The 20,760-nt window shown below is 72.9% G+C and carries 17 protein-coding genes and 1 pseudogene; 9 read left to right on the forward strand and 9 right to left on the reverse strand.

Annotated features, from left to right (window positions below):
* Positions 1-149: 149 nt before the first annotated feature.
* A complete protein-coding gene (locus ACIRBX_RS22290; protein WP_402298819.1) occupies positions 150-1,640 on the forward strand; it encodes an EsaB/YukD family protein in 1,491 nt (496 codons plus the stop codon).
* Between the two features lie 131 nt (positions 1,641-1,771).
* Here the strand turns inward: ACIRBX_RS22290 and ACIRBX_RS22295 are convergent.
* Positions 1,772-2,476 (reverse strand): annotated as a pseudogene (locus ACIRBX_RS22295) (NUDIX domain-containing protein); the annotation flags it as partial.
* Here ACIRBX_RS22295 and ACIRBX_RS22300 point away from each other — a divergent pair.
* Positions 2,376-2,999 (forward strand): GNAT family N-acetyltransferase, encoded by a 624-nt coding sequence (locus tag ACIRBX_RS22300; protein ID WP_402298820.1) that lies wholly within the window; start codon positions 2,376-2,378, stop codon positions 2,997-2,999. The pseudogene ACIRBX_RS22295 and the gene ACIRBX_RS22300 overlap by 101 nt on opposite strands.
* A 277-nt stretch (positions 3,000-3,276) precedes the next feature.
* Here the strand turns inward: ACIRBX_RS22300 and ACIRBX_RS22305 are convergent, their stop codons facing one another.
* Positions 3,277-3,495, reverse strand: a complete 219-nt coding sequence (locus ACIRBX_RS22305; RefSeq protein ID WP_402298821.1) for a hypothetical protein — start codon at positions 3,493-3,495, stop codon at positions 3,277-3,279.
* A gap of 80 nt (positions 3,496-3,575) precedes the next feature.
* On the opposite strand from ACIRBX_RS22305, the gene ACIRBX_RS22310 reads away from it, so the two are divergent.
* Both ACIRBX_RS22310 and ACIRBX_RS22315 read left to right on the forward strand, forming a co-directional pair.
* Entirely contained in the window at positions 3,576-4,223 is a 648-nt protein-coding gene (locus ACIRBX_RS22310; RefSeq protein ID WP_402298822.1) for a HemK2/MTQ2 family protein methyltransferase, read from the forward strand.
* A gap of 28 nt (positions 4,224-4,251) precedes the next feature.
* Entirely contained in the window at positions 4,252-4,452 is a 201-nt protein-coding gene (locus tag ACIRBX_RS22315) for a CDGSH iron-sulfur domain-containing protein (RefSeq protein ID WP_402299216.1), read from the forward strand.
* Positions 4,453-4,484: 32 nt separating this feature from the next.
* On the opposite strand, the gene ACIRBX_RS22320 is transcribed toward ACIRBX_RS22315, so the two are convergent.
* The 4 genes from ACIRBX_RS22320 to ACIRBX_RS22335 form a co-directional block, all read right to left on the reverse strand.
* Complete coding sequence (locus ACIRBX_RS22320; RefSeq protein ID WP_402298823.1) at positions 4,485-5,513, reverse strand: iron-containing redox enzyme family protein; 1,029 nt, start codon at positions 5,511-5,513, stop codon at positions 4,485-4,487.
* 45 nt (positions 5,514-5,558) lie between these two features.
* A complete protein-coding gene (gene ddaH, locus ACIRBX_RS22325; protein WP_402298824.1) occupies positions 5,559-6,449 on the reverse strand; it encodes a dimethylargininase in 891 nt (296 codons plus the stop codon).
* Between the two features lie 110 nt (positions 6,450-6,559).
* Positions 6,560-7,858: an alcohol dehydrogenase catalytic domain-containing protein gene (locus tag ACIRBX_RS22330; protein ID WP_402298825.1), complete on the reverse strand. Its 1,299-nt coding sequence runs from the start codon at positions 7,856-7,858 to the stop codon at positions 6,560-6,562.
* Between the two features lie 270 nt (positions 7,859-8,128).
* A complete protein-coding gene (locus ACIRBX_RS22335; RefSeq protein WP_402298826.1) occupies positions 8,129-8,287 on the reverse strand; it encodes a hypothetical protein in 159 nt (52 codons plus the stop codon).
* 640 nt (positions 8,288-8,927) lie between these two features.
* Between ACIRBX_RS22335 and ACIRBX_RS22340 the strand changes: the two genes are divergently transcribed.
* A complete protein-coding gene (locus ACIRBX_RS22340) occupies positions 8,928-9,122 on the forward strand; it encodes a DUF6480 family protein (protein ID WP_402298827.1) in 195 nt (64 codons plus the stop codon).
* Positions 9,123-9,324: 202 nt separating this feature from the next.
* Here the strand turns inward: ACIRBX_RS22340 and ACIRBX_RS22345 are convergent, their stop codons facing one another.
* Complete coding sequence (locus ACIRBX_RS22345) at positions 9,325-9,798, reverse strand: DUF5709 domain-containing protein (protein WP_402298828.1); 474 nt, start codon at positions 9,796-9,798, stop codon at positions 9,325-9,327.
* A gap of 501 nt (positions 9,799-10,299) precedes the next feature.
* Between ACIRBX_RS22345 and ACIRBX_RS22350 the strand changes: the two genes are divergently transcribed.
* The 4 genes from ACIRBX_RS22350 to ACIRBX_RS22365 all read left to right on the forward strand — a co-directional run bounded on the left by ACIRBX_RS22350 (position 10,300) and on the right by ACIRBX_RS22365 (position 13,852).
* The gene (locus ACIRBX_RS22350; RefSeq protein WP_402298829.1) at positions 10,300-11,430 is read left to right on the forward strand and encodes an AI-2E family transporter; all 1,131 of its coding nucleotides are present in this window, start codon (positions 10,300-10,302) and stop codon (positions 11,428-11,430) included.
* Positions 11,431-11,886: 456 nt separating this feature from the next.
* Complete coding sequence (locus ACIRBX_RS22355; RefSeq protein WP_402298830.1) at positions 11,887-12,780, forward strand: RNA polymerase sigma factor SigF; 894 nt, start codon at positions 11,887-11,889, stop codon at positions 12,778-12,780.
* A 97-nt stretch (positions 12,781-12,877) separates the two neighbouring features.
* Positions 12,878-13,279 carry an STAS domain-containing protein gene (locus ACIRBX_RS22360; protein WP_402298831.1) on the forward strand — a complete coding sequence of 134 codons (402 nt, stop codon included), beginning with the start codon at positions 12,878-12,880 and terminating at the stop codon, positions 13,277-13,279.
* A gap of 120 nt (positions 13,280-13,399) precedes the next feature.
* The gene (locus tag ACIRBX_RS22365) at positions 13,400-13,852 is read left to right on the forward strand and encodes an ATP-binding protein (protein ID WP_402298832.1); all 453 of its coding nucleotides are present in this window, start codon (positions 13,400-13,402) and stop codon (positions 13,850-13,852) included.
* 309 nt (positions 13,853-14,161) lie between these two features.
* On the opposite strand, the gene ACIRBX_RS22370 is transcribed toward ACIRBX_RS22365, so the two are convergent.
* Both ACIRBX_RS22370 and ACIRBX_RS22375 read right to left on the reverse strand, forming a co-directional pair.
* Positions 14,162-15,601, reverse strand: a complete 1,440-nt coding sequence (locus ACIRBX_RS22370; RefSeq protein ID WP_402298833.1) for a WD40 repeat domain-containing protein — start codon at positions 15,599-15,601, stop codon at positions 14,162-14,164.
* 772 nt (positions 15,602-16,373) lie between these two features.
* A complete protein-coding gene (locus ACIRBX_RS22375) occupies positions 16,374-20,693 on the reverse strand; it encodes a molybdopterin-dependent oxidoreductase (protein ID WP_402298834.1) in 4,320 nt (1,439 codons plus the stop codon).
* Between the last annotated feature and the right edge of the window lie 67 nt (positions 20,694-20,760).

The following is a 20,760-nucleotide window of genomic DNA, read 5'->3' on the forward strand; positions in this document are numbered from 1 at the left end:
CCGGGAAGGCAGGCAACCCCGAGCAGGTCACGGCACACGACAGCACCCCGCGCGCCGGAAGGGACTCGATCACCTGACGCAACGTCATTGCGCCGGTAGCATCGCACTGTCCGAGGCAACCAGGGCGCGAGACGGCGGTGGAGCTACCCGTGCGACTGTGGATCAAGGTCCACGAGGACGACTGGTCGGGGTTCCACCAACCGATGGGCACGGAGTTCACCCGGGGGCTGACCCCGTGGAACGGCGGCTGGCCGGCCCTGGGCGCGGAGCCCGAGCGGAACGTCCTCGAACTCTCGGTACCCGACGCCACGCCCGTCCGTGAGCTGATCGACGCCGCCACCGCCGAAGCCCGCAACCGTGGACTCGCCGAGCCGCTCGATCCGGCCGTCCCGCCGCTCCGAGTCTGGCTGGACGACCCGGCGACCAACACCCGGCTCCCCGATCACCGGCGGCTGGACGAACTCGGCGTGGAGGACGGCGACCTGCTGTTCCTGTGCATCGAACAACCCGCTCGCGCCGCGTACAGCATGGGCGCGGCCCGTAACCCGGCGGCGCTGCTGGAGACCCTCCAGCTGGCGATGAACCTTCCGGACCTCGAGGGCGAGCCCCGGCTGTGGGGCGTCCTGCTCTACACCGACGCCGACCCGGAGCTGGCCACCTACGTCCGGACCCACTTCCACGACCTGCACGCCCTCTCCGGGCCGGCCACCCGGGTGTTCGTCATCGAGCGGTACCCGCCCTGGACCGAGGCGCGGCGGTACTGGAGACGCCGGCTGGAGCCCAGGCTCTTCCGCCGGTTCGCGGCCATGCAGTGGCTGCGCTGGCAACCGTACGACCCGGCCGGTGCCTACCAGATCGCCGCCCGGTTACGGGTGGACCCGGCCCTGCTGCCCTGCCTGGTGCTCCTGCCCACCACCGGGCCGGGCGAGCGGTCCGACCGGCGGATCATCTTCCCGGTCGAGGAGGCGACACCTCGGTACTTCCGAAACCTCTTCGGCGGGATCGCCGAGGCACTCGGGCCGAATCCACCAGACCCGCGCTCCCCCGGGCCGCTCGACACCTACGCGGAACACCAGCGACGCCTCCCGGCGGTCACCCGGGCGAGCACCGTTGCGCGGGCCCTGCACGCCGTGACCACCCCGCGCCCGGAAGCCGCACCGGACGCGTTCGCCCGCGTACTCGCCGCCGAAGCCGCCATCCGGGCACGGCTACGACCCGCCCACCCGGCCGCCACCTCACGGCCCGGCCCGCCGCACCTGCACTTCACCGACTGCCGTGTCGTCCTCACCTCAGGAGCCTCCGTGACCGAGAACTTCTACTTCCAGGGCACCAACACCACCTTCATCAACCGCCCGACGGATACCGTCGTCCGGGACTTCCAGCACACGTACGCCGGCGCCTCCGGCACCCCGGAACTCGGCCGCCTGCTCACCCTGCTGCTCACCAGCCGCGACCTGTCCGACACCGACCGGGAGACCGCGGCGCAGCTCGTCCACGAGATCGCCCGCGACCCGGCTGCCGCCGAGCCGGCCGGACCCACCCGGATGGAGCGCCTCCGGGCGATCCTCGCCTCCGCCGCCGACATCGCCCAACCCGCCCTCGCCCTCCTCGCCGCAGCAGCAACCGCCTTCGGCGGCTGAACCGCCGGCCGGACCCATCGGGCAGGAGCGGCCCCGTCATGGCCTCGCTCCGACCGTGCCGACTGCGACCGCCGCCTGGAGATGGTGTCGGGCAGGTGGGCGCTGAAGACCGGGTGCCGCCGACGGAGGGCCCCGGCCCCGCCCGGCTGCCGCAACCGCTTCTCCTGGACGGAGCGCAGCCGAGGCGACTCGTCCAGGCCGTCCAGGTCCGAGTCGAGCTCCTCCAGCAACTCGCGGCGTAGCGCGGTCACCGGGTCTTCGCCGGACTCGACCAAGCCGCCGGGCAGCGAAAGCTGCGCACCTCGAAGACCCGCGCACGCTCGGCCGCCCGGCGGGCCTACCGATCGTCCAGACTGGCACGCCTGCCACCGCAGTCCACGCGGCAATGGAGGACACGCTGCCGGCCGCCGAGCAGGCACATCTTCGAACTTCTGGCCGCCGCACCGGTGGGCGCCGCCCACTTCGGGGCCCGGTCGGGCCGGCCAGGAGCGGCGACTGAGGCAGCAGATCGGCGGCCGCCCCGGCAACCTCCCGGTCTCCGTCGGGCACGGCAGGCACCGTCCGGCCGTTCTGCCGTTCGACCGCCCGGCACCGTCCGGCCGTTCTGCCGTTCGACCGCCCGGCACCTGCGGCGCTCCGCTGACAGGTCCGTCCCCACGGCACCCGCCCAGCGCACGAAGTCCGGGGCGGGTGCCCCGCCTGGGCGCCCCGCCCCAACGAAGGAGAGGACCCCCGGTGGATAACCCCCGTCCGACGATCCGCCCGTACCGCCCCGCCGACCGCGAGGCGGTGTACGAGATCTGCGTCCGTACCGCCGAGGCCGGGGGCGACGCCACCGGCCTGTACAAGAACGAGCAGGTGCTTCCCGACAACTTCGCCGGGCCCTACCTCGAGCTCGAACCCGGCCTCGCGTACGTCCTGGACGACGGACGGGGCACTGCGGTCGGGTACGTGCTGGGGACCTCCGACACCACCCGCTTCGCCGCCGAGCTGCGCGAGCGCTGGCTGCCCCGGGTCGGTCATCTCTACCCGCCGCCGGTAGGGGATCCGGCCGACGGCGACGAGCTGATGGCCATGCTGCTGCACACCCCCGAGCGGATGATCCTGCCCGAACTGGCCGACTACCCCGCCCACCTGCACATCGACCTGCTCCCGCCGTTCCAGGGCCTCGGCTTCGGACGCCGGCTGATCGAGTGCCTGCTCGACGCCCTGCGCGAGGCCGGCGCGGGGCAGGTGCACCTCGGAATGGTGAGCGCCAACACCGGCGCCCGCGCCTTCTACGACCGCACCGGCTTCCACGTCATCCCCGTAGCCGACCCAGGACCGCTGACGTACCTGGGTCGCTCGACCGCGCGCTGACCAGGCCCCGGGCACATCGGTGCGCGCAGAGCGGATCGACGGCGGTCCGGAGCAGCCCGCTGCTGGTGGGCAGGCCGGGCGGGTCCGGGCAGCACGACCGCCACACCACGGTGTGGGGCCCTGTCGGTCGACGACCTCGCCGGCCTCCACCTTCAGTGGGCCGGCCCCAGAGAAGTCGGCCGCCCTCGATGGTTGCGGCGTGGGCACCAGGAGCGGCCTGGTACCCATGCCGCTCGTCGATCGACTGTGGTGGCGGGCCGCGCCGCCCTGCCGCCGGTCAGCTGGTGGGCGGGTCGGGGGTGCTCTTGAGGCGGCGGGCGAGGTGGGCGGTGTTGGGGGCAAGGGTGAAGCCGACGTCGTTGAGGCCGGCGGATCCGACCGCTCCGCCGAGGCTGAGGACCACGGCCCTGTTCGCGGCGCCGGTCGGCATGACGTTGACGTCGGTGTCGTTGCAGCGGCGCATCGCGGCTGCCGTTCTGATCCGAACCGTGGTCATATCGCACAGTGGCGGCCGTTCTGAGGGGCGTTCGCCGAGGTTGGCGTGTCAGGCGATGGCGCAGGGGCAGACGCCCGGTCATGAGGCTGCTGAACACTCCCGGTGTCTACCGGGCGCAGGACGACACGGACCTGCTGGTCGGGTGTCTTGGCCGCGAGAGGATCGGCTCGGGCACCGCGGTGCTCGATCTGGGAACGGGTAGCGGTGCGGTGGCGCTGGCTGCGGCCGGCACGGGGGCCCGGGTGACCGCTGTCGACGTCTCGCGGCGGGCGCTGGCTGCCGCGCGGCTCAACAGTGTGCTGAACGGGCGGTGGATCCGGCTGCGGCACGGTGATCTGCTGGAGCCGGTTCGGGGATGCCGCTTCGACCTGGTGGTCTCCAATCCGCTCTACGTGCCGGCCGCTGAGGCGGTGGTGCCGGTGCGGGGGCTCGCCCGGGCCTGGGATGCCGGTCACGACGGGCGCGCGCTGGTGGACCGGATCTGCCGTCAGGCGCCGGGTGTGCTTGGCCCGGGCGGAGTGCTGCTGATGGTGCACTCCGCACTGTGCGGGGTCGAACGGAGCCTGGACCTGCTGGAGCAGGCCGGCCTGGGCGCCGAGGTGGTGGCCCGGCATCGGATCCCGTTCGGTCCGGTGCTGACCGGGCGGGCCGCCTGGCTGGAGGACCAAGGCCTGATCGCTCCCGGTGAGCGGATGGAGGAACTGGTGGTGATCCGCGGTGTCCGGTGAAGCTGAGCGTCCTGCGGTCCGGGTCACCATGCCGGGCGAGATCGGTCCCCTCCTCGTGGAGGGGCCGGTCGAGGTCCAACTACCGGACGGCACTCTGGTGGTGAGCGAGCGTCCGGTGGTGGCCCTGTGCATGTGCCGGCGCAGCCGCCGGTACCCCTTCTGCGACACCAGCCACCGACGCCGATCCCAGCCGTCGGCCAGGCCCCCGACACCGGGCGAAGGCTCCTGAAGAGGTGAGCCCCGCCCGGGCCGCCGGACGGATCAGGCGGCCCGGCCGGGCGCGTCCGGCAACGGGGAGAGCAGCGAACTGTGCTGCGCCTGCCAGCTGCTGACGAGGTGCCGGGCGAGGCGTTCCTCCAGCAGGGACGACGCCGCGAGACCGAACGCAATGTCCGCTTCCAGGGCGGGCTCGTCGCGCACCAGGGCCTCGATCACCCCGTGGCGGACCAGCTGTTCGTGGACGGCGTCCGCTTCGACGCGCTCGCGGTAGAAGGCCGTGCCGTCCGGGCCTGCTCCGAGCCGCTCGAACGCCTCGACCAGGCGGGCGGATCCGGGGGAGGAGGTGATCTCGACACCCGCGAACTGGCCCACCAAGGCGCCCCGGTGAGCGCGGTGCAGGGCGAAGAGCGACATCAGGTTCACCACCGCCAGCGCGGGTGCGGGTACGGCGTCGAGGTAGTGCCCGTAGCCGCTCTCCAGGCCGAAGTCCACCATCATCGCGGCGTACAGAGCGGAGTGCACGCGCTCGGGACGGCCGGCTCCGTACTCGTCGTGCTCGATGGCCACCAGTGCCGCCTGGGCTGCGCCGTGCAGGCGGGGGATCACCCAGGCCTGGGGGTCGGCCTCCTTGAGGTGGTAGAGCGAGCGGTGGACGAGGTACTCCCTCGCCTGCCAGTACCGGCCTTCCTTCAGGAGGAAGTGGGAGACTCCGTCACCGTCCGCAGGTTCCACCAGAAGCGCGTCGAGCTGCTCGGCGAGCGGTGGCACGGGACCCAGCTCGGCGCGTACGGCGCTCAGGAATCGGTCCTCCAGGCGGTGACGCACCGTCAGCAGGCCGGGGTCCCACTCCCACGCTGCGGCGACGTTCGCGAAGCCCCGGTAGTGGAGCTCGTAGCAGAGGTAAAGGGTGAGGTGGAGGTCCTCGTCCCATCCGGTCGCCGCCCCGAGATCGGTGGGCACCGGTACCCCGGACAGTGGCGAGCGTTCTCGCACGAGGTCGATCACCGCCCTCGAGAGCGGCCCCCGGGGCTTGGGCAGAGAGGGTGGGGATCCTGCTGCGCTGACACCCATCGGCGGTGCTCCCTTCCACGTCGTGGTCCATCCGGCGGTCTTCGCCTACCCGGCCCCTTCCGGCCGAAGCCGGGCGGTCGGGGTCGGGCGGTCAGTGGGACCGTCAGGCGGGGCCGGGGCGCCGCGCAGCTCCAGAACGCAGCACTTCGGGCCGCCGCCGGCCTTGCCCAGTTCCGTGACGTCCACCGGGCGGGGCAGGTAGCCGCGGGCCGCGAGCTTGCCGGCCAGTGCGTGGGCGGCGGCCGGGAGGATGACGTTGCGGCCGTCGCTGATGGCGTTCATCCCGAAGACCGCCGCGTCGTCCTCGCTCGCCTCGAGGGCGTCGGGGAAGAGCCGGTGCAGGCGCCGGAGGCTGCTCGGGGAGAACGCTCCGGGCCAGTACATGACGTCGTCCGTGTCCAGGACCGCGAGAGCGGTGTCCAGGTGGTAGAAGCGCGGGTCGACCAGGGTGAGGCCGAGCACCGGGTGCCCGAGGTACTCCTGCGTCTCGGCGTTGGCGGACGGAGCGGTGCGCGGGCCGTTGCCGGCCAGGAGCACGCCGCTCGCGAGCAGGTGGTCGCCTTCGCCCTCGTTGACGCTGGCAGCGCGGCGCACCCGCCGAAAGCCCCGGTCGCGGAACCAGGCCTCGAAGCGTGCGGATTCCCCCGCGCGCTGCGGGTGGCGGAAGGTGGCCACCAGCACCTTCCCGTCGAGCACCACGGCGGCGTTCGCGGCGAACACCATGTCCGGCAGCGAGGGTGCCGGAGCGGCGACCTCGACGCGGTGGCCCACCGCGCTCAGGGTGTCCCGCAGGCTCTGCCACTGCTGGATCGCCCGGGCGCGGTCAGGGCGCCGGGCGGTGTCCATCCACGGGTTGATGGAGTACGCGACGTCGAAGTAGGACGGCGGGCACATGAGGTAGCGGCGGGTACGGGCACCGCCGGACGCTTCTTGCATGGTCGGTCCTCCTGGCGTTCCGCAGCGGAGCGGCGGGTCTGCCCGGGGCCGCGTCCGTGTCCAGGCGTCTGTCCGGTTCGCGGGAGCCGACGCATGCGAGGCCGCCCGGATCACTGCTGCCGGCCGCCACCGTCGGTGCCGGCGGTGGTGGCGGTCCCGGTCCCCGCGTTCTCCCCGAGGCCTGGGGGCACCGATCCGGGGCCCCCGAGCCCGAGGGCGACCTTGGTCCAGCCGCTCTCGCGGCGGTCGAAGGACTCGTACGCCGCGACAGCGTCCTGGACGGCCGACCAGCGGGTGGTCAGCGGTGTGGGGTCCAGGGCGCCGGTGGCCACCAGGGACACCAGGTGCGGGAGGTAGCGGCGGTGGTGGCAGTTGCCGGTCTTCAGCGTGAGGTTCTTCATGAACGCCTCGCCGATGGGGTAGTGCTCCACCTGCGGCGGATAGACACCGACCATGCCGACCGTCCCCGCCTTGGCGACGGCCCGGACGGCCCAACGGGCGGCCTGGGTGGGCGCGTTGCCGGGTATCCAGGTGCGGCCCCGCGGGGCACGGTCGGGAGCGGCCTCCTCCCGCTCCCGCTCGAACCGCTCGCGCTCGTCGTCGCCGGGGGCGGCGGGGCCGCGGTCGGGCCGTTCGGCGTCCACACCCACCGCGTCGATCACCCGGTCGACGCCGATGCCGCCGGTCAGCTCGCGGATCGCCTCCACCGGGTCCTCCGCGTTGAAGTCGATCGTCTCCGCGTGCTGGCGGCGGGCCAGCTCCAGCCGGTCGGCGACACCGTCCACCACCAGGACGCGCCCGGCCCCTTGGAGGCGGGCGCAGGCGATCGCGGCCTGGCCGACCGGGCCCGCGCCGAAGATCGCCACGGTGTCGCCGAGGCGGACCTCGGCGAGCTCGGCCCCGAACCAGGCGGTGGGGTAGATGTCGGACAGCAGGATCGCCTGCGCGTCGTCGACGGTGTCGGGCAGCGGAACCAGGCCGACGTGCGCGTACGGCACCCGCGCGTACTCGGCCTGCAGGCCGTCCAGGCCGCCGGCCGCCTCGGGGCCGCCGAAGAACGTCGTGCCGGCCAGCGGGCCGCCGGGGTTGGCCCGGTCGCACTGCGCGTGGTACCCGGCCCGGCAGTAGCTGCAGGCACCGCAGGCCACCGTGGAGGGCACCACGACCCGGTCGCCCGGGCGCAGGTTGCGCACTCCGGGGCCGACCTCCTCGACGATGCCCACGGCTTCGTGGCCCAGCACCCTGCCTTCCCGCATCCCGGGCATGGTGCCGCGCACGAAGTGCAGATCCGTACCGCAGATCGCCGACGCGGTGATCCGCACGATCGCGTCGAAGCGGTCCGAGATCTTCGGCTCGGGCACGTCCTCCAGCCCGATGTCCCCTATCGCGCGCCACACAACGGCCTTCATGTCCTCAGCCCCTCGTCGCCTGGTGAGCAGCTGCCGGTCACCCGCCGGAGCTGCCGCACGGCCACACCTGCCTGAGGGACCACCCGCTCGAAGGAGCGCTCACACTGAAGCGGGCACCTTCCGAGGGGCGGCCGCAGGGGCGGGCCGTGCGCTGCGCCTGCCCGTACGTTCGACCACGAAACGGCCACAGTGGTGCGTCCCGCCCTGTCCGAGCCCGTCCGGCGGCCATCCGCCCTGGGCCCGTCACGCGCGGGGGCGGTTGTCCGGTCGTCAGCTGCGGCTCCGCCGGCCGAGCTTCATGCCACCGAAGACCAAGGCCAGGACGAAGAGCACCGCGCCGATCACCAGCAGCCAGATCATGCCCTTCACCAGCGCGCCGACGAAGCCGAAGACCACGGCGAGCAGGACGGCGAACAAGAACAGAACCATGCCGGCCTCCAGGTGACAGGGGCACCGCTGCGCGCCGCCGGGATGCGGGTGGAGGGCCCGCCGCCTCTGCCGCGTCAGCTCGGCCGGCGGCGGGACCGTCCTCGACGCTGCCACCTGCCCGGGCGGATCGCCATCGGCCGTCCTCCGTCCGGCTGATCCGCGCCAGGGAGGGCCGAAACCCGGTCGCCACAAATGCTGCGACCCAGAGCGGAGCCGGGGACACGACAGTTCCGGCGCCCTTCGAGGGCATGCTCGGATCTGGAGGGTAGTAGACGCCGCACCAGCCCTCGGCGCCGGACACCACACCTCCAGCTCCGAGAGGGACAACGAAGAGGCCGCGATGTCCGAGCACAACGACCCGCCCCGCCGCAGGAGGCCGAATCTGCGAACGAGGACACGGGGCAGCCGGTCCGCTGGAGCGCCGAGCAGGTACTGGTCGGAGGGCGGGACGCGGCCGCGGGCTGGCAGGTGATCTGGCGGGCCGAGTCCGCGGTCGACAGTGGCGCGGGGCTGATGCAGCTCTCCAGAGCAGGCCGTACCGTGTCGGTTCTTCACCCACGATGGCGCGTTCCGCTACGCCCGCGACGAGAGCGGACCCGGTAGCGGCGAGCTGGAACAGGAGCGTGAGCAGGTTCTGAGCGTGATCGACGAGCCTGCCCCTGCCGCGGTCCCGCCAGAGGAGACTCCGGACGGCGAGAGCAGCACGACCGCCGGGATCTCCATCCCCGAGCCGCCGGAAGTCCGGACAGCGTGGGGAGCATGGCCACTCGTGCTGGTGGCCCTGATGGTGCAGTGCGTGCTCGGCTTCTTGATCGGGCGGATCTTCCGCTGGTAGCCGACCACGGCCCGCGCCCGCCTCGATCCCAGCCGGATCGGCGTGAGGCACCGTCGCGGGCGGTCTACTTCTCCGGAGGCCAGCTCTTTCCGCGAACGTCAGTGCTGTCGTCGGTGGACGGGGCGTCCTCCTGCGGTGGCGGTACACGGGCTGCCGAGGGTCACTGCGGCCCTCGGCAGCCGCCGGTGCCGGCGGGGCGTGGTCAGCGTTCATCGGGGTCGTCGGGGATCAGGTGGACGGCGGCCTCCTCGGCTCCTGCGGCGCCCCCGTCGATGCCGACATCGGCGGCCACCATGTCCTTCTCGGTGTCGGCACGCACGCCCTCGTCGGGGGCGACCAGGCGGCCTGCCCTGCGGCCTCCTGCGGCCGACGGGTCGATCGGTTCGCCGTCCCCGCCCGGCAGATCGCCGATGCCGTCGCCGGGGTCGGCCCCGACGTCCGGGACCTCTTGGGCGAGGCGCTGGTCCAGTGTCTCGCCGGCCTGCTGTTCGGCGGGCGTCAGCCCCGGCTTGCCCAGGCCCAGCGGGCGCTCGGGCGGCGAGTAGCCCTGGTCGAGCAGGTCGTCCTGGTCCGGCTCGTCCACCGCGTCGTCGAGGTCCAGCGGAGCGGCATCGGCCTGCTCCTCCATGCCGTCGGTCGGCTGGTAGACGTCGTCTCCCATGCCCGTGTCGCTCATGCTCCTACCCTTTCGGTCGTGTCCGCGCCCGGGGCGCGGCTCTGCGTCGTCACCGGTCCGCTCGGCGCCCGGCCGGTCAGTGCCCGAAGTGCGGGCGGTGCTCGCGGCGGGACGCGGCCGGCCCGACGGCCGGGCCCTGACCGTCCGCCGTCGTCGGCGGGATTTCCGGTCGTGGTGTCCTTGACGTCCCGGCTACCCCAGGACTCCACCCTCACCCCACGCGGCTGCGGACACCCGCCGGCCAACGCCGGGGGCGCGTGACCGGGCGGTCCTGTTCCGCGTCCGACAGGGCCCGCCAGGGCTGACGGCGAGGTCCCGGCTCACGGGGCCACCGGGCTCGGTCCGGCGCCGGTGCCGCCGGGCATCACCCCGCGTCGTGGGGGTATCCGAACGCCGTCATCGGCCTCTCCCGGTCCGCCGCCCTGTCTCACGTGACTGTCCACTCGCGTGTAGGCAGCACACGAGTGTCTCCCCGCACACAAGCAGCCCGAAGGAGGAACTTTGGAGCCCGCAGCGCCCGAGGACGCTCCCGTCCCCGTCCTGACTCCCACACGACGCGCCGCCGGTCCCCGCACGCGGCCACCGGCCACGGGCCGCCGGATACTCAGAGCAAAGTCGTGGTTCGGCCTCGGCTTCGCGGTCGCCCTCGGCGCGCTGCTCGCCTGGCACCTGGTCGACGCGGTCCTCCAACTCAGCTCGCTGCTCACGCTGTTGCTCCTGTCCGTGTTCATCGCTGTGAGCCTGGAGCCGCTGGTCGCCTGGCTGGAACGCTGCGGACTGCGCCGCGCCTGGTCGGTGACGGTCGTCGCCATCGGTCTGACCGGGGTGCTGGCCGGGGTGCTGGCGGTGGTCATCCCTCCGGTCAGCGAGGAGGTGAGCGCCTTCGTCGCGGCCGTCCCGGGCTGGCTCCAGCAGGTGCACGACCACCAGTCGACGCTGGGCCGGATCGAGGACCACTACCACCTGGTCGAACGGGCCAAATCGCAGTTGAGCGACGCCGGTTCGACCTCGGGAGTGTTCGGGGGAGTCCTCGGAGCGGGACGCCTCCTGGTGAGCACCGTGACAGCCGCCGTGATCGTGATCAGCGTGACCCTGTACGTGATGGCGGCCCTGCCTGCCATCAAGACGTTCTGCTACCGGTTCGTCCCCAACAGTCGACGCCCGGAGGTGGAGCGGATCACCGAGGAGATCCTCGGCCGAACCGGCCGCTACATGCTCGGCAACCTGGTGACCTCGGCCCTCGCGGGAGTGGCGACCTTCGTCTGGTGCGCGGCCACCGGCGTCCCCTACGCCGGCGCCCTCGGAGTCTTCGTGGCGGTGATGGACATGGTCCCGATGGTCGGCTCCACCATCGGCGGCATCGTGGTCAGCCTGGTCGCGCTGACCGTCTCCGTGCCCGTCGCGCTGGCGACCGCCGGCTTCTACATCGCGTTCCGACTCCTCGAGGACTACCTGATCATGCCCAGGGCGATGAAGTTCGTGGTGGACGTGCACCCGATCGTCACCGTGGTGGCCGTGTTGGTCGGCGGGGCGCTCCTCGGCCTGGTGGGAGCCTTGGTCGCGGTCCCCGCCGCGGTGGCACTCGGCCTCGTCCTCGACGAGTACGTCTTCCCTCGCACCGACCGCGCGTGACCCCCGCAGCACACCTCGTTCCCCTCGCTTCGGAGGCCAGAGGGACCGTCCTCCAGCTGGTGATCGGCCGGACTCGTCGCATCGAGGTCCGCGGCATGGGCGGCAGCCAGAAGGGCAGCACGCGGCCTCGACGGCAGGAGTCGGGATGGACGTCACAGGCCGGCTCGCCGCACAGCTCCAAGGCCTTGCCGTCTGCCCGCAGGGGGCCGTGCGGGTGGGGGACCGGTTGGACCTACGACGCGCCCATCGTCCGTTCTGCAAGCACCTGGGAGCTGGACGGCTTCGGCGACGGGGACGGCGAGCGGACCAGCGCGACAGCACGCAGAAGCGCGCCTCCCGGCGGGCACAGGCAGACGGCGCCCATCTCTCCGAGCACGCACTGGCAAAAGAGTGCGTACGATCCGGAAAGGGGGGTAGCCGAGTACGGACCGTTGCAGCTCGTAGAAAGGGACCGACATGGCTGTGGCCAGTGACGAACTCCGCCAGGATGCCTGCACCGCCGCCGAGGCGGAGGTGGCTGCCCTGCCTGCCCGGTCCTTCGACGTGGCGCCGGAGCTGGAGGGGATCGACAAACTGCGGCAGGTCGCCCCCACCGACGCCCGCGACATGACCCGAGTGCTGCTCGTGCGGCTCGCCGCGCTGGAGGAGGGCACCCGCGAGTACTCCTACGTCCGCGCCTCCCTGGTGGAGCTCAACCTCTCCCTGGTGCGCTTCGTCCTGCGCCGCTTCGGCTCCCACCGCGAGAACACCGAGGACCTGATGCAGGTCGGCTCGGTCGGCCTGATCAAGGCCATCGACCGCTTCGACCCCGAGCGTGGCGTGGAGTTCACCACCTTCGCCGTCCCCACCATCCTCGGCGAGATCCGCCGCCACTTCCGCGACACCACCTGGGCCGTCCACGTCCCCCGTCGCCTGCAGGAACTGCGCCTGACCCTGGCCAAGGCCCAGGACGAGCTCTCCCAGAAGCTCGACCGCTCGGCGACGGTCGCCGAACTCGCCGCCCACGTCGATCTCTCCCAGGAAGAGGTCATTGAGGGGCTGAACGCCGCCAACGCCCACACCACCGACTCCCTGGACCCGCCGACCGGGGATGACGAGGAGGGCCCGGGCGCGCTCGCCGCCGGCCTCGGCGACACCGACGACCGCTTCGACCTGGTGGAGAACCTGGTCTCGCTGCGGCCGCTGATCGCCGCCCTCCCGGAGCGCGAGCGCCTCATCCTCTCCATGCGCTTCACCCAGGAGATGACGCAGTCCCAGATCGGCGAACGCCTCGGCCTCTCCCAGATGCACGTCTCCCGCCTGCTGTCCCGCACCCTCACCCGGCTCCGCGAGGGTCTGGAAGCAGCCTGACCAGCATGCCTGCGGGGCTGGGGCCCGGCGAGATCGCCGGGCCCCAGCCCCGCGAGTGTGCTCACCGCACCGACCCGAGCTTCAGGAGGGGATGACGATGACCGCGCACGACGACACGACCACACCCGCCACCACGAGCCCGGCCGGCCCGTACGGCGACCCGGACCTGCACGTCGACGTGATCCCCGCAGCCGACCACACCGTGGTCACCATTACCGGCGACCTCGACGTCGAAACCCTCGCCCCCGCCAAGGCCGCACTGGAGCGCGCCTTCTGGGACAACCAGGTCGTCGTCGCCGACCTCGAACACGTCACCTTCTGCGACTCCTCCGGCCTCAACCTCCTCCTCAAGGTCCGCGCCGACGCCCTCGCCGCCGGCGCCCAACTGCGCCTGGCCGCGATCTCCCGGCCCGTGCGCCGACTGCTGGAGATCACCGGCGCCGACGCCGCCTTCGACGTCCACCCCACCGTGCGGGCCGCCCTCGCCCACACCCCGTGACCCCGACCTCCACCACGTGCGGTTTGGTGACAGGACCAACAGGGTGCCCGCGCGTATCAGCCGCACCACAGCGGGCAGGCGCACAACCTGCGACCACCTCTGCCACGAAGGGCTGACCGCATGAGCACCCCCCGCCAAGCCCTGAACGGCCACCAGCCCCCACGCCCGCTGCCCACCCTGCCACCTGGCGGCCAGCGCCGCCGCCTCCCACTCTCCGGCCGCCACCGCCCCGTCGCCCTCGCCCGCGAATACACCCGCACCGCCCTCACCGACTGGGCATGGCCCGAGCCGGACGACGTCCAGCTGCTGGTCGCCGAACTCATCGCCAACGCGACACTCCACGGCGGCGGCCCCCTCGACCTCCTCCTCCACGCCGACGAGCACCGGCTGCGCATCGAGGTCAACGACGCCTCGGTGTTCCTGCCCGCCCCGCGCGAACCCCACCAGCCCGCCCACCCCGGAGGCCACGGCCTCATCGTCGTCGCCCGCACCTGCGACCGCTGGGGTGCCACCCCCCAGCCCTGGGGCAAGACGGTCTGGGCCGAGATCGACACCCCCACCCCGCCGCGCTGAACCACCGGCTCCAACGGTGTGGTCAGAACCGGCCCGGTGCTGCGGCCACGGGGCGTGCGACGACGGGATCCGCCGGGGCTCCGGCCGGGACTGTGACCCGTGAGTCGCGTCCGGAGGACCGCCGGTCGACTCGAGGCGCGGTGGCCGGCCAGGTCCTGGGCGAGATGCCCGACGCCACCGACCGCGAGCGCCAGGCCGAGTACGAGCGACGCCTGCACGACCTCGCGGATGCGCCGGGACGGACCGGGCCTGGCGGCGGACGCACGCGCGTCCACCCGCCAGACCCGGGTGCTGATCCGGGGCGGTTCCTCAACTCCCGGAGCGCTTCCGGACGTTCTCCAGGTGCTCAGTGTCCTCGCCCAGTGCCCGAAGGATGTAGAAGGCGCGTTCGGAGCCGCCCGGCGTGCTCTCGGCCATCAGCTCCCGGTAGAAGAGCGGGATCCCGCGCCGGACGGCGTCGCAGCACTCCTCGTCGATGTCGGGGTGCCCGCTCGCCGAGGCGCTGAAGTCTGCCTCACCCTCGACGCACGCCATCAGCAGGTCGAGGACCTGGAACCGGGCAGGGGCCGACAGGGGCTCCCGCTCCAGCGCGAGGAGGAGCAGCGAGGCCAACGGCAGCGCCGCCTCCGACAGGAACCCCCGGGACTCGACGTCGTTCGCGAGGCCGCGGCCCGACGCCTCCTCGGGCGTGCGGGCCGCCACCAGCCGGGCGAAGTCGTCCGGCACGTGACGGGCCCCGCGGGGGCAGCAGCAGGCGATGCGTGACCACGCGTGGCGCGCGGCCTCCTGCTCCCACCCCTCCCGGGGCGGGGTCGCGAGGTGCCTGGGCGCCGCGCGTGATCCCAGGCGGTGCGAGCGGGCCAGCAGCGCACCCGTCCGCACGTCCCAGAGGCAGACCTCGCCGTCGCCGTCCCCGGCGACGAGTTGGGCGCCGTCGGCGACGAAACGCAGCGCGAGGACCCAGCCGTTGAGGTCGTCCAGCGCGTGCAGGACCTTGGCGGTGGCGGTCTCCCACACCCATACCAACCGATCGAGCCCGCCGGTCACGGCCCGGGCCCCGTCCGGAGCGACCGCGCCGGCGAGCACCAGCTGAGGGTGGCCGGCGAGCAGCGCCCGGTCGCGGCCGTCTGCGGGGTCGCGCAGCTGCGCCGTGCCCCCGCCGACCGTCAGCAGGACGTCGGCTCGTGCGGCGAAGGAGACGGACACCGCCTTCGCCGGGACTTCGGCAGCCTGGTGCACGGCGGTCGGCGTCCGGTCGGGGCCGAGGAACAACCGGCCGCCCGCCGTGACGGCGGCGAACCTGCCGTCCGCCCGTACCGCGAGCGCTGAGACCTGCGTCCCGAACGGCTCACGGAGGTCGAGGTCGATCCGGTGTTCGGCCAGGCGCGTTCGGGTGTTCCACACCGTCACGGAGCCGTCCGCGTCGCCCGAGAGCAACAGCCCCCCACCCCCGAACGCGAGGGCGGTGACCCGTGCGCTGTGGCCGGTGTGCTGGTGCACGAGGCCGTCCCCCGGCGACCAGGTGTGAACCCCGCCCGCAGCGTCGCCCAGCGCGAGGACGGGTACTGCGCTGTCCTCGGAGAACGCCAGGGCGGTCGGTTCCGCACCCGTTGCGGGGGATGCGACCGTCCTCCCGGTCGGGCGGAGCCACACCTGGCAGGCGCCATCTGCGACCTCGGCGACCAGGTTCCCGTCGGGGCTGATCGCGAGCAGGGCCCTCGCGGGGTTCGGCGCCGGGTCGCGGCTCATGTCGTGCCCCCGTCCTGGTGGTTGGTCCTCGCGCATCGTATGTCCCTCCGACGATCTTCGGGTCGGTCTCTCCCCGGGTCGTTCCGTCGGGGAACCGGTGCGGGGCGTGGTCCAGGACGCACCTGTCGCGGATCGGGACGTGGGACCAGCATGGTCCGGGCCGGGCGCGGGTGCGTCGGCTTGCTGGGTCGGCCGGTTGAGGCGGTTTTCTTCAACGTGTGGGAGGTTGCCGTAGCCGGACTGGGGCAGTGGCCGAGTTCGGCTCGGGTGCGGCAGCGCCACGTGACGTCGAAGGGGCAGGGTCGGCTGTTGACGGGTGGGCGGCGTCTCTTCCTGGCACGCAGGAGGGGCTGCATCGCGCCGCGACAGTAGGGGCATTGCCGTGTAGCCGCTCACGGAGTAGCGGGGGAGCCGGCGGCTGTCGATGGTGGTGCTGACCCGGATGTAGATCAACGCCCGCCGGATCGCGCTGCGCACGGTCGCCGTCATGTCCTCCCCTCGCCGGTTCCGGGTTGGGCCGGGTCACGGTGTTTCAGCCTGGACGGGGCGTCGGCGGCGGCTCACCGTGCTGGGCAGGAAGGGCCGTTGAGGGAGCGTCAGGCGGGAGCACGAGCACGTGGGGGAGGGCGGCGGTCGCGACGAGCTGCGGCCCCGGGCGGACCCCCGACCCTCTACCGGCTCACCGACCGCGCCACCGCCCGTCAGGCACAGCTCGAACTCCGCCTCATTCCCGGGCTCCAGGCCGTCACCTTCGGCCGGAGCCGCGCGCTGCTCAGTAGACGTCGCGTACGTAGCGCTTGTCCGCGGCCAGTTGGCGGACGTAGGCGGTGGCGGCGTCCGGGGCGAGGCCGCCGTGGGTGGTGGCGATGTCGCGCAGGGCCCGGTCGACGTCCTTGGCCATGCGGCCGGCGTCGCCGCAGACGTAGAAATGGGCTCCGTCCTGGAGCCAGCGCCAGAGCTGCGAGCCGTGTTCGCGCATGCGGTCCTGCACGTAGACCTTGTTGCGCTGGTCGCGGGAGAAGGCGAGGTCGAGGCGGTCGAGGTAGTCGGCGGCCTGGTACTCCTGGAGTTCCTGGCGGTAGTAGAAGTCGGTGGCCTGGTGCTGCTCGCCGAAGAACAGCCAGTTGGGGCCGGTGTGTCCGCGGGCGGTGCGGTCTTCGAGGAAGCCGATGAACGGCGCGACACCGGTGCCGGGGCCGACCATGATCATGGGGGTGGTGGGGTCGGCGGGGGGCTTGAAGTGCGGGGAGCGTTGGACGAAGACCTGCACCGGGCCGTCGTCGGCGCAGTCGGCGAGGTAGGTGGAGCAGACGCCCCTGCGGTCCCGGCCGCGGTCGTTGGTGTAGCGGACCACCGACACGGTCAGGCGCACCTCGCTCGGGTGGGCGAGCGGGCTGGAGGAGATCGAGTAGAGGCGGGGCTGGAGCCGCTTCAGGACGCCGGCCCACTCGGTGGCGGAGGCGCGGACGGGGAAGGTGCCGAGCAGGTCGGCGGCCTGGCGGCCCCAACTCCACTTGGCCAGTTCGTCCTTGTTGTCGGGGCGCAGGAGTCGCTTGAGGTCGCGGTGGTCGGTGCGTTCGGCGACGAATCGGAGCAGGTCGGGGGTGATGCGGGCGATGTCGAGGCGGGTGCGCAGTGCCTCGGCGAAGGGGAGGTCCCCGTCGCCGGGCAGGCTGACGATGTCCCCGGGGTCGGCGCCGGTCAGGGTGAGCCATTCGGTGACGAGTTCGCCCCCGTTGACGGGCCAGACGCCGAGGGCGTCGCCCGCCTCGTAGGCGAGCTCGCCGTCGCGGGTGTCGAACGAGAACTGCCGCACCTCCTTCTCCGATCCGGGGAGGCTGAGTACCCGGTTGCCGATCAGGAGCGTGGTGAAGGGGGACGCCTTGGTGGGCCCGGTGGGCCCGGTGGGCCCGGTGGGCCCGGTGGGTGCGGTGGGCCGGACGACCGTCGCGGTGGTGCGGGCGGCCGGGGCGGTGGCGGCGGGGCCCGCGTGGGAGGAGACGGAGGCCAGGGCGGGGACGGCCTCGTGCTCGGCGGGTGTGGTGAGGGCTGCGGTGACCTGGTCGAGCCAGTGGGCCGCGCTGTCGTCGAAGTCGGGTTCGCAGTCCGTGCGCGGGCACAGGCGGGTGGCGCCGAGTGCGGCGAGCCGTTCGTCGAGGCGGCGGCCGTGGCCGCAGAAGTCGTCGTAGGCGGAGTCGCCGAATGCCAGTACCGAGTACCGCACGCCGTCCAGCCGGGGTGCGCCGTCGGCGGTCAGCGCGCGCCAGAAGTCGGTGCCGTTGTCGGGTGCTTCGCCGTCGCCGAAGGTGCTGGTGATGAGGAGCAGGTCGGTGTCGGCGGTGAGCCGTTCCGGAGAGGTGTCGGCCATGGGGAGCAGGGTGGCGGTACGGCCGGCGGTGGTGAGGCGGGCCGCTGCCGTGGTGGCGTAGTCCTCGGCGTTGCCGGTCTGGGAGGCCCAGGCGACGAGCAACTGCCGGGAGGGCGTGGCAGCGGGGCCGTTCGTCGGTGCGGCTGCCGGGTCCGTGAGCGCGGGCCGCCCTGGCGCGGCGGACACGGTGGTACGGGAGAACGCGCCGGCCAGCACGCCGTCGACCCACAGGGAGGTGGCCGGGGCGAACGGGGCGTCGGCGGGCAGCAGCGGGACTCCGCCGGCCGGGGCGGCGGCCATCCCGGAGAGGTACCCGGCGAGGTAGCGGCGCTCGGTGTCGGCGAGGGCGGGCGGGGTGAGGTCGGGGATGCCGAACAGGGCGGCGAGGGCAGTGACGGTGTCGTCGCCGACGGGAAGGGCCGCGGCCCGGTGCGGGACGGGAACGGCCGGGGACTGCGGGTGGCCGGGAGCTTCGGGGTGGGCGCTGCCCGGCACGAGGGTGCCTTCCTTCGGGGCCGGGGTCGGAGCCGGGGCCGGCACCACGCGCAGGGCGACCGCGCAGACCTTCAACTCGGGTTGGTGGGACAGGGGATCGACCGCGTCGTTGGTGACGGCGTTGATGGACAGGTACTCGCCGAACAGGTCGTTCCAGTGGAACGGGGCGAAGCAACTGCCGGGCTGGACCCGGTCGGTGACCACGGCGGGCAGTACGGCGCGGCCCCGGCGGGAGGCGATTTCGAGGTGGTCCTCGCCGGCGACGCCCAGGCGCTGGGCGTCCTCGGGGTGGATCTCGACGAACGGGCCGGGGTTGAGCCTGTTGAGCTTGGCGACCTTGCCGGTTTTGGTGAGGGTGTGCCACTGGTGCTGGAGACGGCCGGTGTTCAGGACGAACGGGTAGTCGTCGTCGGGGAGTTCGGCGGCCGGCAGGTGGGGGCGTGCGAAGAACCGCGCCCGGCCGTTCGCGGTGGGGAAGACCAGCCGGGGTCGGGTGCCGTCGGGGCGCTCGACCAGGGTCTGGCTCACTCCGTCGTTGAGGTAGCGGATGGGGTTGCGCGCGGCTGCTCCCGGGGCGGCGGGCCACTGGACCGGACCCTCGCGCAGCTGCGGGTAGCCGGCTCCGCGCAGGTCCCAGCCGGTGCTGGGGTTCCAGGCCCGGCGCAGCTCGTCGAACACCTCCTCGGCGCTGGCGTAGGTGAAGGCGTCGGTGTAGCCCATCGCGCAGGCGACGCGGGCGATCAACTGCCAGTCGGGGGTGGCCTGTCCGGGCGGGGTGACGACACCGGGCACCAGGGTGAGGTTCCGCTCGGAGTTGATCATCACGCCGTCGGACTCGGCCCACAGCGTCCCCGGCAGGACCAGGTCCGCGTACGCGTTGGTCTCGGTCTCGGTGAACACGTCCTGGGTGATGACGAGTTCGGCGGCCTCCAGGCCCTGGATGACCGTCGCGCGGTTGCCGACGGAGGCGACGGGGTTGGTGCAGATGATCCAGCACGCCTTGATGGCCCCGGCGGCCATCTGCTCGAACATCTCGACCGTGCCGCGGCCGACGTCGGTGCGCAGCGAGCCCTGCTCGATGCCCCAGAGCTCCTCGACGAAGGCCCGGTCCGCGTCGACCAGCACCGAGCGCTGACCGGGCAGGCCGGGGCCCATGTAGCCCATCTCCCGGCCGCCCATCGCGTTCGGCTGCCCGGTCAGCGACAGCGGCCCGGAGCCGGGGCGGCAGATCGCGCCGGTGGCCAGGTGCAGGTTGACCAGGGCGTTGGTGTTCCAGGTGCCGTGGGTGGACTGGTTGAGGCCCATGGTCCAGCAGCTCATCCACTCGCCCGCCTCGCCGATCCACCGCGCGGCCCGGCGGATGTCGGCTTCGGGGATGCCGGTGATCTCCGCGACGGTGGCAGGCGGGTAGTCGGCGAGGAAGGCGGGCATCTCGCCCCAGCCGTCGGTGTACTCGGCGATGAAGCCGGGGTCGGTGTGGCCGTTCTCGACCAGCAGGTGGAGCAGGCCGTTCAGCAAGGCCAGGTCGGTGCCGGGCCGGATCTGCAGGAACAGGTCCGCCTTGTCGGCGGTCGCGTTGCGGCGGGGGTCGACGACGATGAGCTTGGCACCGGCGTTCTTGATCCGGTCCGTCATCCGCAGGAACAGGATCGGGTGGCAGTCGGCCATGTTGGCGCCGATCACGAAGAACACGTCGGCGCGTTCGAAGTCCTCGTAGGAGCCGGGCGGGCCGTCCGCGCCGAGCGAGAGCTTGTAGCCGGTGCCCGCGCTGGCCATGCACAGGCGCGAGTTGGACTCGATGTTGTTGGTCCGCCAGAAGCCCTTGGCGAGCTTGTTGGCCAGGTACTGGGCCTCGATCGACATCTGCCCCGAGACGTAGAGCGAGAGCGCGTCCGGCCCGTGCTCGTCCAGCACCGCCCGCAGCCGGGCGCCGGCGGTGGCCACCGCCTCGTCCACGTCCACCGGCACCGCGGGCTCGCCCCGGCTCGCGCGCGCCAGGGCGCTCTCCAGGCGGCCGGGGGCGGCGAGCAGGTCCGCGTGGGTGGCGCCCTTGGTGCACAGGCGACCGCCGTTGGCCGGGTGCTCCTTGTCGCCGGAGACCTTGGCCACCGTCCGACGTCCGTCGGCACCGGTCCTGAGGTCGAGGACGATTCCGCACCCGACCCCGCAGTACGAACAGACCGTCCTGGCCGTGTCGTTGCCGCTTGCGCCCACGCGCCACCCCTCCACCCGGCGGGGCCCGCACCCCGCTCCTCGCACCGATCGGCACGCCGTCGGGCCCTCACGCTAGGAAGGG

Source organism: Kitasatospora sp. NPDC096147 (genome assembly GCF_044763225.1).
Classification (GTDB): Bacteria; Actinomycetota; Actinomycetes; order Streptomycetales; family Streptomycetaceae; genus Kitasatospora.

Coding starts and splice junctions, on each gene's coding strand:
- ACIRBX_RS22330 (WP_402298825.1), bottom strand. CDS start 7,858: ATGAAGGCCGTTGTGTGGCGCGCGATAGGGGACATCGGGCTGGAGGAC.
- ACIRBX_RS22305 (WP_402298821.1), bottom strand. CDS start 3,495: ATGACCACGGTTCGGATCAGAACGGCAGCCGCGATGCGCCGCTGCAAC.
- ACIRBX_RS22355 (WP_402298830.1), top strand. CDS start 11,887: ATGGCTGTGGCCAGTGACGAACTCCGCCAGGATGCCTGCACCGCCGCC.
- ACIRBX_RS22370 (WP_402298833.1), bottom strand. CDS start 15,601: ATGAGCCGCGACCCGGCGCCGAACCCCGCGAGGGCCCTGCTCGCGATC.
- ACIRBX_RS22360 (WP_402298831.1), top strand. CDS start 12,878: ATGACCGCGCACGACGACACGACCACACCCGCCACCACGAGCCCGGCC.
- ACIRBX_RS22365 (WP_402298832.1), top strand. CDS start 13,400: ATGAGCACCCCCCGCCAAGCCCTGAACGGCCACCAGCCCCCACGCCCG.
- ddaH (WP_402298824.1), bottom strand. CDS start 6,449: ATGCAAGAAGCGTCCGGCGGTGCCCGTACCCGCCGCTACCTCATGTGC.
- ACIRBX_RS22310 (WP_402298822.1), top strand. CDS start 3,576: ATGAGGCTGCTGAACACTCCCGGTGTCTACCGGGCGCAGGACGACACG.
- ACIRBX_RS22315 (WP_402299216.1), top strand. CDS start 4,252: ATGCCGGGCGAGATCGGTCCCCTCCTCGTGGAGGGGCCGGTCGAGGTC.
- ACIRBX_RS22335 (WP_402298826.1), bottom strand. CDS start 8,287: ATGGTTCTGTTCTTGTTCGCCGTCCTGCTCGCCGTGGTCTTCGGCTTC.
- ACIRBX_RS22320 (WP_402298823.1), bottom strand. CDS start 5,513: ATGGGTGTCAGCGCAGCAGGATCCCCACCCTCTCTGCCCAAGCCCCGG.
- ACIRBX_RS22345 (WP_402298828.1), bottom strand. CDS start 9,798: ATGAGCGACACGGGCATGGGAGACGACGTCTACCAGCCGACCGACGGC.